Genomic DNA, 13,878 nt, shown 5'->3' on the forward strand with positions numbered 1-13,878 from the left:
CCGTCACGGGGCACGACCTGACGCGTGCGGGTCGGCGCTGCTGCAACCCGGCTTCACCTTCTCGCCGAGAAGCGCTTCTCGCACGCCGACCTGGCACGCACACGTACTTCTCCCCGTGTCATTCGACGCACCGCCCACCTCCGGAGGCCTTGATGACGACGACCACCTCGACCGCTCCGTCCGCACCGGCGGGCACCTCGACCGGCGCCCACCGGGTCGAGCGCACCGACCCGACGACGGGCCGTCCCGGCACGCCGGTCGAGTGCGCCGGGGCGCACGAGGTGGACGCCGCCGTCCGCGCCGCCGCCGCCGCGTGGCCCGCGTGGCGCGCGACGCACCCGGCGAGCGGGCGGGCGCGCTGCGCGACGCCGCGAAGGCGGTGCGCGAGGCCGCCGACGAGCTCGGCGCGCTGCTGTGCGCGACGACGGGGCGGCTCGAGCGCGAGGCGCGGCAGTCGGCCGAGGTCGCGGCCGAGCTGCTCGAGGAGGCCGCGGTCACCGGGCTGACCCGGTCGGGTCGCGTCCTCGCGGGCGACCCCGCCGCGCTCGACGTCGTGCGCCGCGAGCCGCGCGGCGTCGTCGCCGTCATCACGCCGTGGAACGACCCCTACCCGGCCGCCGCCGGGCTCATCGCCGCCGCCCTCATCACGGGCAACGTCGTGGTGCACAAGCCGTCCGAGCGCAGCGACGCCCCCGGCGTGCGGCTCGCCGAGCTCGTCGCCGGCGCCCTCCCGGCCGACGTGTTGCGCGTGCTCAGCGGCGACGGCTCGACCGGCGAGGCGATCGTGGCGCACGAGGACGTCGCGCTCGTCGCGCACGTCGGGTCCACCGCGGTTGGCCGGCGCATCGCCGCCGCCGCGGGCGCGCGCGGCGCCAAGGCGCTGCTGGAGAACGGGGGGAAGGACCCGATCGTCGTCGACGCGGGCGTCGACCCGGCGCTCGCCGCGCAGCAGATCGCGACCGGTGCGTTCACGAACGGCGGCCAGCTGTGCACGGCCGTCGAGCGGGCGTACGTCGTCGAGGAGGTCGCGGACGCCGTCGTCGCGGAGCTCGCGCGGATCGCCCGCGAGGTCACGGTCGGCGACCCGTCCGACGACGCCACGACGATGGGGCCGCTCGTCGACGAGGACCAGCTCGCCGTCGTCGACGAGCACGTGCGCGGCGCGACCGCGGCCGGCGCGGAAGTGGTCGTGGGCGGGCAGCGGCTCGACCGCGACGGGTCGTTCTACGCCCCGACGGTGCTCGACCGCTGCCCCGACGACGTCGCCCTGCTCACGGAGGAGACGTTCGGCCCTGTCGCGCCCGTCGTGCGCGTCGCGGACTTCGACGAAGGCCTGCGCCGGGCGTCGGAGTCCGCGTACGGGCTGGCGGCGACCGTGCTCACCCCGTCGCTCGAGCGCGCGCTGCGCGCCGCGGACCAGCTCGACGTCGGGACCGTGAAGGTCAACGCCGTGTTCGGCGGCGCGCCCGGCGGCTCCGCCGACCCGCGCCGGGGGAGCGGCGGAGGCGCCGGGTTCGGCCCGGACCTGCTCGACGAGATGACCGTGCGCAAGGCGATCCACCTGGAGGGCCTCGCCTGACGACCCGCGTTCACCTGTCCGCCGCGACGGACCGCTACCCGCGAGACGGATCCGACCACGGGTGGATGGCATGACCGTCGCCGGCGGGCAGAGTGGAGCCGCACGTGCTGACGTGCCATGACGTCTCCACGAATGCGCAGGTCACCCGTGTTCCACCAGGTCCCCGTCCTCCCGGTCGTCGTCCCGCTCGCTGCAGCGGTGCTGGCAGGGCTGCTCTGGTCCTTGAGACGCCGTGGGCGGCTCTCGGTGCCGCGCGCCTCCGTGGCCCTCGCCCTCTGCGTCTACGTCGCGGGCGTCGTGGCGAACACCGTCTTCCCGATCTACTGGGACAAGCCCGCCCGGAGCGCGCCGTGGAGCAGCTACCTCGTCGTCGTGCCGTTCGCGGACTACGAGGTCACCGACGCGGTCATGAACGTCCTGGTCTTCGTCCCGGTCGGCATCGTCGTGCCGCTCGTCCTCGTCGAGGTCTCGTGGGGGAGGGTTCTGGCCACAGCGGCGATCTTCAGCGCCGTCATCGAAGGCACGCAGTACGTGACGGCGCACGTGCTGGGCGGAGGGCACATCGCGGACGCAACGACCTGATCTTCAACGTGCTCGGCGGGGCACTGGCTTCGCCGTCTTCTCCGTGCTCTCGCGGGTGCCAGTCATCGATGACGTCGTCCACCAGTTTCGCTGGCACGACGTCGACCGCCGCGCAGTTGGGCGCGAGGCGCGATAGCGGTACGGCACACGCGGCAATCCGTCAGCCGCAGGAGCGCCCACGATGCCGGCCAGGCGCCGACTCATGATCGACCGGGCGTGGCCGTCGACGAGCGGATCGGCCGGGACTCGATCTCGACGAGGGAACCTCAGCGAAAGAATGGCCCGATGACCTTCATTGACAGCCGATGGGCAGAGATCCTTGAGGCTCATCCCTTGCCAACCGGCCGATGGGCAACCCTGCCTCTCATTGATCGATCGACTCTTGTTGCCTACACCGCCGGTCCAGGAAGGGTGCGGGGAGAACGACTTCTCCTGGGCGATGAAGCGCTCGACGACATGGTGCGGCATGACCACCGACGCCGCTCGGCCGTTAGTGTCGATGAACTCGAAGACATGTCGGATGAAACTCGCCGATACATGCGTGATCTCGGTTTGCCGGCCCCACCGTCCGCCATGCGGTGGTCAGTGCTGATTCCGGAACGCATCTCAACGGCTGAATTTGATCGGCTGATCGCGACGGCCGCTAACCCTCAGGAGATACTCCAAGACCCTCGCGAGGATGCGGCACACAGTGCACGCGCCGTCACGCGCACTGTGGCACGACTGCTAGGCGTTCCCGACCCGCTGGCGAAGCCGTAGGCAAGCACCGGAGCAGCGTGCCCACGAACTCGCACCTCACGAGCACGCACGTCTTCCAGTTGCCGAGCGTGGGCCGCATCTCTTGTCGCCTTGGGTCCTCGCGGTGACTCGACCAGGCTGAGTGTGCTGCCGTTGGCGAGGATGTGGGTGGTCTTGCGCGCGCGCGAGTGAGTGCGACGTATAGGTCGTTGATCTCGGCGTGATTCCCGGCGTCGGCGATGATCACGTGGTCGCACTCCAAGCCCAGGACCGCCACAGCCGCTCCAGGTGCGCGACGACCTCGGTGTACTCCCACCCGCGCGGGTCCCACCGGAACGCCTTGGGGTTGCGCTTGAAGTGCGGCAGCAGCCACTCGCGCACCCACACGTCGACGTTCGGGGAGAACGTCGCGACCGGCTCGGAACCGGGCACGTCGTCCAGCGTCGCCGCGTTCGCTAGTGCGAGCCGACCGCGTCTCAGCCGCGGTGCACCCAGTGCCACGGCTCGCGCGGCGTGTCCTCTACGTAGCCGAATCGGCCCGCGTTGGCGCGCATCCAGGTCTGCGCCTGGGCGTCGAGATCGAGGTCGACGGCGATGCCCCACCCGTGCGGGCTGGTGCCCGGCTCGGCCGCGAGACCGCCCTGGGTGTACAGGCCCTTGCGCTGGGCCACGTCGACCTGGGCGTCGAACGATCGGTAGGAGTCCGTGATCCCGATCGTGACGCCCTCGCGCGCGGCCGCGGTCATGAGCTGTTCGAGCTGCTGGGCGGCCGGTCCCCACAGCCGGTGGCCCGTGGTGCCGACGGCCTGCAGCGCGGAGGCGGGCACCTTGCCGTTGCCGTACACCGCGAGCGCGGCCGGGACGCCGTCCGCGGACCGGACGTCGGTCGTCGAGCGGACGCCGGTCGTCGCGAGCGCGGCGTCGAGCACCTCGTCGAAGCGCACGGCGTTGCCGGTCGCCGCCACGGGCCTCGCGCCGAGCCCCATCATCGTCTCGATCTCCGTCATCCGCTGGGAGATCGCCGAGATCCCGTGCACGCTGCCCTCCTGTCACCCGTCACGCGCGGCACCTGCCGCTGCTCCAGGTATGCGTCGGCAAGCCGTGGCAGCCGACGGGCGCGCCCGCCCGCTCAGGTGAGCGAGAGGAAGAGCTTCTCGAGGCGCTGGACGTCGGCCGGGCCGTTCTCCTCGTCCGTCAGGCACTGCTTGAGGCCGGACGCGATGATCGCGAACCCGGCGCGGTCGAGCGCCTTCGACACCGCCGAGAGCTGGGTGACGACGTCGGCGCAGTCGCCGCCCTCGTCGACCATGCGCACGACGGCGGTCAGCTGGCCCTGCGCGCGCTTGAGCCGGTTCGAGACCTTCTTCATCTCGTCCTGGTCGAGCTCCATGGGTGTTCCCTCCTCGATCCGCGTCTCAGCGCCCGAACAGCCGGGCGAGCACGGAGGACCCGGACCGCTGGGCGGGGTGTCCCTCGCACCGGTCCTGCCGTGGCACGCCGCGCATCACCTGGTCGACGTGCTGGCCGCAGCCTGTCCACGTCGTCTTGCCGCACCGTCGGCACGTCACCGCCTGGCACATGGTCGTCCTCCTCGGATGGTCGTGACAGCCCCGGCCGACGTCGCGGCGAGGCCCTGCTTCACGAGCACTATACCCCAGGGGGTATCTTAATGAGCATGACGGAGAAGAACTCGCTCAAGATCGTCGTGGTCGGAGGGGTCGCCGCGGGCATGTCCGCGGCCACGCGCCTGCGCCGCCTGTCCGAGGACGCCGAGATCGTCGTCCTCGAGGCCGGCGAGCACGTCTCGTTCGCGAACTGCGGCCTGCCGTACCACGCGGGCGGGGTCATCGAGGAGCGCGACGCCCTGCTCCTCCAGACGCCCGCGTCGCTCGCCGCGCGGTTCCGCCTCGACGTGCGCGTCCGCAGCCGCGTCACCGACGTGGACCCGGTGGCGCACCAGGTCACCGTCCGCGACCAGGCCACGGGGGAGGAGTACGTCGAGACGTACGATCGGCTCGTCCTCAGCCCCGGTGCGCGGCCCGTCGTGCCGCGGGTGCCCGGCGCCGAGCGCGCCCTCGTGCTGCGCGACGTCGCGGACGTCGACCGCCTCGTCGACGCCATCGGTCACGCGGGGGAGGGCGGCGGCCCGGCCCGCACGGCCGTCGTGATCGGCGCCGGGTTCGTCGGCGTCGAGGTCGCCGAGAACCTCGTGCACCGCGGGCTGAGCGTGACCCTCGTCGAGCTCGCCGACCAGGTCCTCGCCCCGCTCGACCCCGAGATGGCTGTCCGCGTCCGGGACGAGCTCGTCGCGCACGGCGTCGACGTGCGCACGTCTGCGCAGGTGACGGCGGTCGACGCTCGCACCGTGGACCTGTCCGACGCCGCAGGCGACGCTCTCGGCACCGTCGAGGCCGACCTCGTGGTCGCCGCGATCGGCGTGCGCCCGGACTCCGACCTCGCCGCCCGCGCCGGGGCGCGCACCGACGCGCGCGGCGCGATCGTCGTCGACGAGGACATGCGCACCACGGTGCCGGACGTCTTCGCCGTCGGCGACGCCGCGACGAAGCGCGACGCGCTCGCCCCCGAGGGCCCGGGTGCCGCGACGACGGCGATCCCGCTCGCGAACCTCGCCAACCGGCACGGCCGGCACGTCGCCGACGTCATCCTCGGACGCCCCCGCCGCCTCGCAGCCTCTGCGGGCACCGCCGTGGTCGGCGTCTTCGGCCTTACCGCCGCGGTGGTCGGCCGCAACGAGAAGCGCCTGCGCGCGGAAGGGCGCCTGTACCGCGCGATCCACACTCACCCGATGCAGCACGCGGGCTACTACCCGGGCGCCGAGCAGATGGCGCTCAAGATTCTCGTCGACCCGGCCACCGACCAGGTCCTCGGCGCCCAGGGCGTCGGGCGCGACGGCGTGGACAAGCGGATCGACGTCGTCGCCACGGCGATGGCCGGCGGCCTGACGGCCTCGGAGCTCGCCGACCTCGAGCTCGCCTACGCGCCGGCGTACGGCTCCGCGAAGGACCCGGTCAACATGCTGGGGTACGTCGCCGACAACCTGCGCACCGGGGACACCCGGACGGCCCAGTGGCACGAGGTCGACGCGCTCGTCGACGCGGGTGCGACGCTCGTCGACGTCCGGACGCCGGTCGAGCACGCCCGCGGCACGGTCCGCGCGGCCGACGGCCGCGAGTCCCTCAACGTCCCGCTCGACGAGCTCCGCGACCGTGCCGCGCGCGAGATCCCGGCGGGCGCACCCGTCGTCGTGCACTGCCAGGTGGGGCAGCGCGGGCACACCGCCGCGCGTCTGCTCACCCAGCTCGGGTACGACGTGCGCAACCTCGACGGCGGGTACCTCACCTGGCGGGACGGCACGGCCGCGCGCCAGGCCTCGGACCGCGCGGAGCTCGCCGCCGCCTGACGGCGCGTCACGCGTCAGCGTGAGGTCAGCCGGCCAGCGCCGCGGTGATCTCGTCCGCGGTCGGGGACGTTGCCGGGCCGCGCCGCGTCACGGCGATCCCGGCGGCGACGTTGGCGCGCCGGACCGCCTCGAGCAGGTCACGGCCGAGCGCCAGGTCCGCGCACAGCACGCCGGTGTGCGCGTCCCCGGCGCCGTTGGTGTCGACGGCCGTGACCTTCACACCGGGCACCAGGACGGGCTCGGTGCCCGCCGGGGCGACCCAGCACCCGTCCGCGCCGACACGGACGAGGACCAGAGCGTCCAGCGCCCGCGAGAGACGCGACGCGAGCTCGCGAGGTGCGAGCGACGGAGCGTCCGTGCCCTCGTCGAGCCGGCCGAGCAGGATCCTCGCCTCGCGCTCGTTGACCGTCCAGGTCGTCGCCGCGTCGCGCACGGTCGCGAGCGCCGCGGCAGGGACGTCACCGATCACGGGCGAGGCGTCCACGACGACGGGGACCTGACCGCCGATCCGGCCCAGCAGGCGAGCCAGGGCGGCGGCGGTGGCCGGGTGGTGGAGCGAGTACCCCGTGACGTAGACGACGTCGCCCGGGCGGACCTCCACCGCGTCGAAAGCGTCGTCCGGGACGGCGCCCTCCGCGCCCACGGTGGAGACGAAGGTGCGCTCGGCGTCGTCGTCGACGAGCGCGACGCAGAAGCCGGAGTCCAGGCCGGGGTGCGGGGTCTGCAGGACGTCGACGCCCTCGGTGGCCAGCGTGCGTCGGACGAGGTCCCCCAGGGGTCCCGTCCCGTGCCCGCCGGCGTACAGGACACCGGCCCCCTCGCGCCGCGCGGCGGCCATGACGTTGAACCCGCCGCCCACCTCCATGGCGGAGTCCGTCGCGAACACGTCCGCGCCCGGCCGCGGGACCGCGGCGACGTTCATGACGAGGTCGACGATGGCCTGCCCCGTGTGGACGACCCTGCCGGTCATGTCTCAGGCCTCCTTCGTGGCCCGGCCGGCCCGGACCCCGCCGAGCGCGGCGTACAGGGCGCCCGCGACGACGAGCGTCGCGACCCAGGCGAGGCCGTTGCTGCCGATCCACGTGTCCGCCAGGGCACCGGTGAACCAGACCTCCGCCTCGCTGACGCGCGCGGTGGAGAAGAGGAAGCCCACGACGATCGCGACCGCCCAGGAGGCCGTGGCGCGCCACTCGACCCCGCCCCGGTACCAGTAGCGGGACGAGCGGGAGAGGTCCATGAGCGCGTCGGCGTCGTAGCGCCGTCGGCCGATCATGTCGACGACGAACACGCCGACCCATGCCGTGATCGGCACCGCGAGCAGCGAGATGAACGTGATGAACGGGCCGTAGAAGCTGTCGGAGATGAGGATGAAGTAGATGGCGCCGAGCGTGGTGACGACGACGTCGAGCACCACCGCGTACACCCGCTTGATGCGGAAGCCGAGGGTCAGCGTGGTCAGGCCCGCCGAGTACACCGAGAGGTGGTTCGACAGGAGCAGCCCGCCGAACGCCGTGACGAGGTACGGGACGGCGACCCAGGAGGGGAGCAGGGAGCGCACGGCGGCGACGGGGTCGCCGGCCGCGGCGAGGCTGCTGTCGCCCGCCGCGAGGAGGCTGCCGAGCCCGATGATGAACACGAGCGGGATGCCCGCGCCCGCGGATGCAGACGCGACCAGCGCGCCGGCCCGGACGCGCCCCGACTGGTAGCGCGACATGTCGGCGCCCGCGTTGGCCCAGCCGATACCGGTGCCCGCAGCGATGGTCCCGACGCCGATGATCACCGCGGAGATCGGCCCCGCCGGCGTGGAGGCGACGGCGCTCCAGTCGACCGTGCTGACGAGGTAGGCGCCGACGAGCACGTTGAGGCCGCCGAAGATCCAGGTGGCCCACTTCTGCACGGTCACGAGGAAGGCGTGGCCCATGCCGGAGACCGCCACGGTGCAGCCGACGAAGATGGCGATGCACACGAGCGCGAGCACCGGGGTCTGCTTCGCGTCGGGGTTCGTGCCCAGCAGCAGCGCGGACAGCGAGAGGAGCGCGAACGCACCCGTCGCGGTGTTGACCGTCTCCCACCCGAGGCGCGAGGCCAGCGAGACGAGCGTGGGCCCGATGTTGCCCCGGACGCCGAACGTCGCGCGGGAGAGCGTGAGGCTCGGGGCCCCGCCGCGGCGGCCCGCGATCGAGATGACGCCGACGAGCGCGAACGAGCCGAAGGCGCCGAGCGCGGCCACGAGGAGCGCCTGCCAGACGTTCATGCCGAGGGCGACGAGGGTGACGCCGAGCGGGATGCCGAGGATGGAGAGGTTGGCGGCGAACCACACCCAGAACAGGTCCAGCGGGTTGCCCTGGCGGTCGGCCTCGGGGACGGGCTCGATGCCGCGCTGCTCGTACCGGGACAGCACGGGGCTCTCCACGGGTGCGGGTGGGTCCTCGGTCGTACGGGTGTTCTCGGGCATGGCGATGCATCCTCCTTGATGTCCTGCGGGTGGTAAGGCGTGCGCGGTGGTGCGTGACGAGGGTCAGCGCACGGTCGCGCCCGCACGGTCGTGGGCTCGACGGAGGTCGAGCAGGCGTGCGACGACCGGCTCGACCTCGAGGCCGGACACGGCGCGGACCTGGGCGACCGCGTCGGCGGGGAAGGCGTCCGGACCGGCGACGCTCCCGAGGACCGCGCCGGCCATCGCGGCGACGGTGTCGGTGTCCCCGCCGAGGCCGGCGGCGAAGCACAGGCCGTCGAACGGCTCGTCGCGGAACCGGTGCGCGATCACGAGGGCGCTCGGGACCGACTCCTGGGACTGGACGGAGGTGCCGACGACCCGGCTCAGGAAGTCGGCCAGCTCGGTCAGGTCCATGCGGGTGGCGGCCCGGAGCGCGAACCGCGTCCGGTCGACGATCGACGCACCTGCGACCCAGCGGCCGAGCGGCTCGGCCCGACGTGCGAGATCCAGGCCGTACTCCAGCGCCTCGTCGACGTCCGCGCCGTCGACACCGGCGGAGACGGCTCCACCCACGGCCGCAGCGGCGGACAGGCCGAGGCCGGTGTTGTGGGTCACGAAGCTGAGGTCGTGCACGGCCCCGAGCAGCTCCTCAGGACGCGCCGACGGGACGGCGATCGCGACGGGGGTGATCCGCATCGCGGCGCCGTTCGTGGTGCCGCCACCACCGGCCTCGGCCGGGTCCGTGCCGCCGGCGATCGCGGCGACCGCGGCGGAGGTCGAGGGACCGAGGAGGTCCAGCGACCCCTTGTCCCGCATCGTCCGCTCCCAGGCGATGAGCGCGTCCGCGAACGCCGTCGCGGGCACGCGGCCTCCGCCCTCCACCAGGAGGTCGGCGACGAGCAGCGCCTGCTCGGTGTCGTCGGTCACCGACCCGGCAGGCATCCCCGCTGCGATCGGTTGGTCGGCGGGCGCGTCGACGAGGCCGGTGATGCGCCCGAACCGCCGGGCGATCACCTCGCGCGGCATCGACTGCGTCGGCATCCCGAGCGCGTCGCCGAGGGCGAGGCCGGTCATCGCGCCGACGGCCCGACTGTGAGGAGTCATCGGGCCGTCACCTCCTCGCCGAAGGTCAGGTGCAGGCTGAAGTGTGCGGGGTCGAGGTAGGACTCGACGCGCTCGACGAACTCGCCGGAGCGGTCGAACGAGACGCGCACCGTGCGCAGGAACGCGCTGCCGGCCGCCCTGCCGAGGATGTCGGCGACCTCGGGGCCGACCGTCGCCACGGACACGTCCTGCGTGCCGTGGTGGGCGACGAGGCCCGCGTCGCGCAGCGTCTCGGTGAGCGAGCCCCCCAGGAGACCGGTGTCCGGCAACGAGGCGAGGCGCCCGCGGGCGGGCACGGTCGCCCGCTCGTAGGAGACCGGTGTCGCGCCGAGCAACCGGCGGCGTCGCACGACGACGCACGGCGCACCGTCGAGGCCGCGGGCCTCGTCGGCGGACCCGGCCACCAGCTCGATGCCGAGCTCTTCCGTGGTGATCTCGGCGCCGGTGGCCGTGAGGGCCCGGGCCCAGCCGACCTGGGCGTCGAGCGGGGTGCCCTCGAACGTCACGAAGGAGCCGACGCCCGCGCGGGTGGCGATCAGGTCGAGGTCCTGGAGGTCTCGCAGCGCCTGGCGCACCGTCCCGCGGGAGACCGCGAACTCCGCGGCGATGTCGGCCTCGCTCCCGAGCCGGTCGCCGGACCGGAGGTCGCCGTCCTTGATGCGTCGCGCGAGCGCGTCGACGATCTGCTCCCGTCGCGTCCTCGCGACCACGTTCGCTGCCATGTTGAACATGTTCATACCTGTACAGCCGAGTGTCAAGCGATGCCAGCGTCCGCTCCGACGCGGCGGGACCGCGGCGCCGCAGCGGTCGCGAGCTGCCGGAACCTCGGCGACCATGTCGTCGGCGTCCAGCAGGGCGCCGCACGTGCCGCTCACAGGAGCCTTGATGACGTCGACGCCGGTGCGAGACACCGCAGCCCGCGACACCGCAGACCACCCCGATGCTGCGGACCACCCCGTCACCGCCGCCACCCCGCGTCCGCCCCACCAGGCCCGCCTGCCGCTGCCCGCGGCCCGCGGACCGGTGAGCGGGGCGCTGGTCGCCGCCCTCACGTCCGGGCCGCCCGCCGACGACGCGGGCGAGCGCCTCGCACCGGTGCGCGCGGCGCTCGCGGCCGCGCTCGCCGCACACGCCCCAGGCAGCCGCGACATCCTCGACGACGGCGACGTCCAGCTCGCGCTCCTGGTCATGTACGAGCTGCACTACCGCGGTGTCGAGGGCGTCGACGACGCGTGGGAGTGGGAACCGGCGCTCCTCGCCGCGCGCCGGACGATCGAGGGCCCGTTCGAGGCGGCGGTGCGCGAGCGCGCGGGCACGCCGACCGGCACCGAGACCGACGCGCCCGCCGTCGCGCGGCGCCTGTTCGACCTCGCGGCGTCCGACGACGGCCCGAGCCTGTCGCGCTACGTCGCCAAGCGCGCGGACGCCGAGCAGGTGCGCGAGCTGCTCGTGCTCAAGTCGCTCTACCAGCTCAAGGAGGCCGACCCGCACACGTGGGCCGTCCCGCGCCTCGCGGGCGCACCGAAGGCGGCGCTCGTCGAGATCCAGGCCGACGAGTACGGCGGCGGCCAGGTGGGCCGGATGCACGCCGACCTGTTCGCGCGCACGATGCGCGGCGCCGGGCTCGACGACACGTACGGCCGGTACGTCGACGCCGTCCCGGCGGTCGTGCTCGTCGCCCTCAACACCATGTCGCTGTTCGGCCTGCACCGGCGCCTGCGCGGCGCGATCGTCGGGCACCTCGCGGCGTTCGAGATGACGTCGTCGATCCCGAGCCGCCTGTACGGCAACGGCTTCCGGCGGCTCGGCCACGACGAGGGCACCACGGAGTACTTCGACGAGCATGTCGAGGCCGACGCCGTCCACGAGCAGATCGCGGCGCGCGACCTCGCGGGCCGGCTCGTCGAGCAGGATCCCGCCCTGCGCGACGACGTGCTCCTCGGCGCCGCGGCATGCCTCGCCGTCGAGGGCGACGTCGCCGCGTACGCGCTCGGTCGGTGGCAGGAGGGCGGCTCGGCGCTGCGCGAACCGCTCGACGCGCATGCGTGACGCCGCCGTCGAGGTGCGGGTGACGGCGTGCCCGGACGGGCCCCTCCTCGTGCGCGGGCCCGCGCAGATCGTGGACGCCAAGGGCCGTGAGATCGAGAAGCGCCGGTCGACGGTCGCGCTGTGCCGCTGCGGCGGCACGGCGATCCCGCCGTGGTGCGACGGGACGCACAAGGTCAACGGGTACCGCAGCGGCGACGGCGCAGACTGAGCGGCGCGCGCCGTGGCGAGCCCGGCGAGCGGTCGGGTCAGCCCTTGCCGGGTGCGTAGAACCAGCCGTGGAACGCGGCACGCGCCGGCTGCGGCAGCACACGGGCGAGCACGAGCATCGTCTTCGCGACGACGCCCGTCGCCACCTCGGCCTGCCCGCGCTCGAGCGCGTCGACGGCCAGGTGCGCGACGTGCGCCGGCCGAGACTTCGGCGACCGGCCGATGTGCGTGCGCCGCATCTCGGCCTCCCGGAAGAAGTCGGTGCTCGTCGGGCCGGGCAGCAGCGTCGTCACAGTGACGCCGCTGCCCGCGACCTCGCCGCGCAGCGACCACGCGAAGGAGCGCAGGAACGCCTTCGACGCGGCGTACGTGCCGAGCAGGGGAGCGGGCATCGCCGCCGCGACCGACGACGTCACGAGCAGCCGCCCGCGGCCGCGCGCCAGGAGGTCCGGCAGCACGAGGTGCGCGAGGTGCACGACGGAGCGCACGTTGAGGTCGACGAGCCGCAGCTCGTCCGCCAGCGGGCTCCGCGCGAACGGGCCGTGCACGCCGACGCCCGCGTGAGCACGAGGACGCCGACGCCGAGCTGTCGGGCGCGCACCGCCGTCCGCTCCACGCCCTCCGGCGTCGCGAGGTCGACCTCCAGGCCGGCCACCTGGCCGGGACCGTCGTCGCGCAGGCGCCGCACGGCGTCGTCCACGCCGGTGTCCGCGACGACGAGCAGGTCGTGGCCGCGGCGCGCGAGCTCGCGCGCGATCGCCAGTCCGATGCCCCGCGACGCACCGGTGACGAGCGCGACGTCGCGGTCCTCGACGCGGCCGTACGGCCCCGGCACGCTCACGCCGTCTCCGTCTCCGTCTCCGTCTCCGTCCCCGTCGCCGACCCCGTGCCACCGAGGGCGACGTCCGCGGGGGGCTCGCGCAGCGCCTGGGCGAGGTGCCCGCCGAGGAACGCGCTCGCGCCCGCGACACCGTAGGCGAGCAGGCCGACGGCGACGCCCGCACCCCGGCTGCCGCGCCGCCGCAGGAGCCACGACGCCCCGTAGAGCGCCGTGGCGCCGGAGTTCAGCGCCGCGTGGACCGACCCGACGCGCCGGGCCCTGCGGTCGACGGCCAGGTAGTCGGCGAGACCGGTGAGCACGGTGGGCACCGTCGCGAGCAGTCCGAGCCCGACGAGCCGCTGCGCCGCCGGGGCGCTGCGCTCGCCGCCGACGACGTCGAGCACCGCGGCGCTCGTCCACAGCCCGACGGGCACGTCGGTGAGCGTCGAGTGCAGCGCGTGGCCGAGGGTGCGGCCGTGCAGCTCGTCGCGCAGCCGCCCCTCCGCGGGGACGACGGCGAGCGCGACGCCGCGCACGGTGCTCGAGAGGCCGTCGAGCGCGGACGACTCCTCGAGCGCGCGGGCGGCGCGCAGGAGGACGGGGGTGCTGGAGGTCATGGCTCTCCTGGGTGGGTGTCGGGGGCTGTCATCCGGCGTCGAAGCGGTCCTCGCCCTCGAGGTCGGGGTCGTCGGTGGGCTCCTCGCCCGGGACCGTCTGCGTGGTGCTCGGGTTGCCGGCGCGCCCGGCGGCACCTGCTGCGAGCCGGCGTCCGGGCGGGTCTCGTCGTCGGCGGCGTGCTCGCCGCTCCGGTCGGCCGGGTCCTGCGGCGTCGTGCGATCGGACATGGCGTCCTCCCGTCGGGGTCGGCGTCGGTGGACCCCCAGCCTGGGCCCGGCTCGCCGCGCTCGCACGCGCGGACGTCGACGCCGCGCGCGCCGTCG

The 13,878-nt window shown here is 74.2% G+C and carries 16 protein-coding genes; 6 read left to right on the top strand and 10 right to left on the bottom strand.

Annotated elements, in window-relative coordinates; genetic code table 11:
- Nucleotides 1-322: 322 nt before the first annotated feature.
- The 3 genes from BJF88_RS16865 to BJF88_RS19325 all read left to right on the top strand — a co-directional run bounded on the left by BJF88_RS16865 (nucleotide 323) and on the right by BJF88_RS19325 (nucleotide 2,920).
- The gene (locus BJF88_RS16865; RefSeq protein ID WP_158068967.1) at nucleotides 323-1,579 is read left to right on the top strand and encodes an aldehyde dehydrogenase; all 1,257 of its coding nucleotides are present in this window, start codon (nucleotides 323-325) and stop codon (nucleotides 1,577-1,579) included.
- A 147-nt stretch (nucleotides 1,580-1,726) separates the two neighbouring features.
- Entirely contained in the window at nucleotides 1,727-2,161 is a 435-nt protein-coding gene (locus tag BJF88_RS16870) for a VanZ family protein (RefSeq protein ID WP_075829628.1), read from the top strand.
- Between the two features lie 285 nt (nucleotides 2,162-2,446).
- Nucleotides 2,447-2,920, top strand: a complete 474-nt coding sequence (locus tag BJF88_RS19325; RefSeq protein WP_158068968.1) for a DUF5956 family protein — start codon at nucleotides 2,447-2,449, stop codon at nucleotides 2,918-2,920.
- 222 nt (nucleotides 2,921-3,142) lie between these two features.
- On the opposite strand, the gene BJF88_RS16875 is transcribed toward BJF88_RS19325, so the two are convergent.
- From BJF88_RS16875 to BJF88_RS16885, 3 genes are all read right to left on the bottom strand, one after another.
- On the bottom strand, nucleotides 3,143-3,331 hold the full coding sequence (locus BJF88_RS16875) for a DUF4913 domain-containing protein (RefSeq protein WP_075829629.1): 189 nt from the start codon (nucleotides 3,329-3,331) through the stop codon (nucleotides 3,143-3,145).
- Nucleotides 3,332-3,375: 44 nt separating this feature from the next.
- Nucleotides 3,376-3,936, bottom strand: a complete 561-nt coding sequence (locus tag BJF88_RS16880) for a D-alanyl-D-alanine carboxypeptidase family protein (RefSeq protein WP_075829630.1) — start codon at nucleotides 3,934-3,936, stop codon at nucleotides 3,376-3,378.
- Between the two features lie 92 nt (nucleotides 3,937-4,028).
- Nucleotides 4,029-4,289 carry a metal-sensitive transcriptional regulator gene (locus BJF88_RS16885; protein ID WP_075829631.1) on the bottom strand — a complete coding sequence of 87 codons (261 nt, stop codon included), beginning with the start codon at nucleotides 4,287-4,289 and terminating at the stop codon, nucleotides 4,029-4,031.
- A gap of 285 nt (nucleotides 4,290-4,574) precedes the next feature.
- Between BJF88_RS16885 and BJF88_RS16890 the strand changes: the two genes are divergently transcribed.
- Complete coding sequence (locus BJF88_RS16890) at nucleotides 4,575-6,320, top strand: FAD-dependent oxidoreductase (protein WP_075829632.1); 1,746 nt, start codon at nucleotides 4,575-4,577, stop codon at nucleotides 6,318-6,320.
- Nucleotides 6,321-6,345: 25 nt separating this feature from the next.
- Here the strand turns inward: BJF88_RS16890 and BJF88_RS16895 are convergent, their stop codons facing one another.
- From BJF88_RS16895 to BJF88_RS16910, 4 genes are all read right to left on the bottom strand, one after another.
- The gene (locus BJF88_RS16895; protein ID WP_075829633.1) at nucleotides 6,346-7,290 is read right to left on the bottom strand and encodes a PfkB family carbohydrate kinase; all 945 of its coding nucleotides are present in this window, start codon (nucleotides 7,288-7,290) and stop codon (nucleotides 6,346-6,348) included.
- A gap of 3 nt (nucleotides 7,291-7,293) precedes the next feature.
- Complete coding sequence (locus tag BJF88_RS16900) at nucleotides 7,294-8,775, bottom strand: cytosine permease (RefSeq protein WP_083649236.1); 1,482 nt, start codon at nucleotides 8,773-8,775, stop codon at nucleotides 7,294-7,296.
- 63 nt (nucleotides 8,776-8,838) lie between these two features.
- A complete protein-coding gene (locus tag BJF88_RS16905; RefSeq protein WP_075829634.1) occupies nucleotides 8,839-9,861 on the bottom strand; it encodes an ADP-ribosylglycohydrolase family protein in 1,023 nt (340 codons plus the stop codon).
- Nucleotides 9,858-10,583: a GntR family transcriptional regulator gene (locus tag BJF88_RS16910; protein ID WP_075829657.1), complete on the bottom strand. Its 726-nt coding sequence runs from the start codon at nucleotides 10,581-10,583 to the stop codon at nucleotides 9,858-9,860. Before BJF88_RS16910 ends, BJF88_RS16905 begins: the two co-directional genes overlap by 4 nt.
- A 163-nt stretch (nucleotides 10,584-10,746) precedes the next feature.
- Here BJF88_RS16910 and BJF88_RS16915 point away from each other — a divergent pair, with 163 nt between their 5' ends.
- Together BJF88_RS16915 and BJF88_RS16920 are read left to right on the top strand one after the other, a co-directional pair.
- A complete protein-coding gene (locus tag BJF88_RS16915) occupies nucleotides 10,747-11,910 on the top strand; it encodes an iron-containing redox enzyme family protein (RefSeq protein ID WP_083649237.1) in 1,164 nt (387 codons plus the stop codon).
- Nucleotides 11,903-12,118: a CDGSH iron-sulfur domain-containing protein gene (locus tag BJF88_RS16920; RefSeq protein WP_075829635.1), complete on the top strand. Its 216-nt coding sequence runs from the start codon at nucleotides 11,903-11,905 to the stop codon at nucleotides 12,116-12,118. Before BJF88_RS16915 ends, BJF88_RS16920 begins: the two co-directional genes overlap by 8 nt.
- Nucleotides 12,119-12,155: 37 nt before the next feature.
- Here BJF88_RS16920 and BJF88_RS19780 read toward each other — a convergent pair whose 3' ends face one another.
- From BJF88_RS19780 to BJF88_RS16930, 3 genes are read right to left on the bottom strand one after another with little or no spacing between them, the layout of a single operon-like run.
- The gene (locus tag BJF88_RS19780; protein ID WP_255372136.1) at nucleotides 12,156-12,638 is read right to left on the bottom strand and encodes an SDR family oxidoreductase; all 483 of its coding nucleotides are present in this window, start codon (nucleotides 12,636-12,638) and stop codon (nucleotides 12,156-12,158) included.
- Complete coding sequence (locus BJF88_RS20040; RefSeq protein WP_187346246.1) at nucleotides 12,530-12,958, bottom strand: SDR family NAD(P)-dependent oxidoreductase; 429 nt, start codon at nucleotides 12,956-12,958, stop codon at nucleotides 12,530-12,532. The genes BJF88_RS19780 and BJF88_RS20040 overlap by 109 nt, the downstream gene beginning before the upstream one ends.
- Nucleotides 12,955-13,554: a DUF2231 domain-containing protein gene (locus tag BJF88_RS16930; protein ID WP_075829636.1), complete on the bottom strand. Its 600-nt coding sequence runs from the start codon at nucleotides 13,552-13,554 to the stop codon at nucleotides 12,955-12,957. Before BJF88_RS16930 ends, BJF88_RS20040 begins: the two co-directional genes overlap by 4 nt.
- Nucleotides 13,555-13,878 lie beyond the last annotated feature (324 nt).

Source organism: Cellulosimicrobium sp. CUA-896 (assembly GCF_001942335.1).
Classification (GTDB): Bacteria; Actinomycetota; Actinomycetes; order Actinomycetales; family Cellulomonadaceae; genus Cellulosimicrobium.

Excerpts from the sequence above, each read along its gene's own strand:
- BJF88_RS19325 (WP_158068968.1), top strand. The coding sequence starts at position 2,447 with ATGACCTTCATTGACAGCCGATGGGCAGAGATCCTTGAGGCTCATCCC.
- BJF88_RS16885 (WP_075829631.1), bottom strand. The coding sequence starts at position 4,289 with ATGGAGCTCGACCAGGACGAGATGAAGAAGGTCTCGAACCGGCTCAAG.
- BJF88_RS16890 (WP_075829632.1), top strand. The coding sequence starts at position 4,575 with ATGACGGAGAAGAACTCGCTCAAGATCGTCGTGGTCGGAGGGGTCGCC.
- BJF88_RS16895 (WP_075829633.1), bottom strand. The coding sequence starts at position 7,290 with ATGACCGGCAGGGTCGTCCACACGGGGCAGGCCATCGTCGACCTCGTC.
- BJF88_RS16900 (WP_083649236.1), bottom strand. The coding sequence starts at position 8,775 with ATGCCCGAGAACACCCGTACGACCGAGGACCCACCCGCACCCGTGGAG.
- BJF88_RS16905 (WP_075829634.1), bottom strand. The coding sequence starts at position 9,861 with ATGACTCCTCACAGTCGGGCCGTCGGCGCGATGACCGGCCTCGCCCTC.
- BJF88_RS16910 (WP_075829657.1), bottom strand. The coding sequence starts at position 10,583 with ATGGCAGCGAACGTGGTCGCGAGGACGCGACGGGAGCAGATCGTCGAC.
- BJF88_RS16915 (WP_083649237.1), top strand. The coding sequence starts at position 10,747 with ATGACGTCGACGCCGGTGCGAGACACCGCAGCCCGCGACACCGCAGAC.
- BJF88_RS16920 (WP_075829635.1), top strand. The coding sequence starts at position 11,903 with ATGCGTGACGCCGCCGTCGAGGTGCGGGTGACGGCGTGCCCGGACGGG.
- BJF88_RS16930 (WP_075829636.1), bottom strand. The coding sequence starts at position 13,554 with ATGACCTCCAGCACCCCCGTCCTCCTGCGCGCCGCCCGCGCGCTCGAG.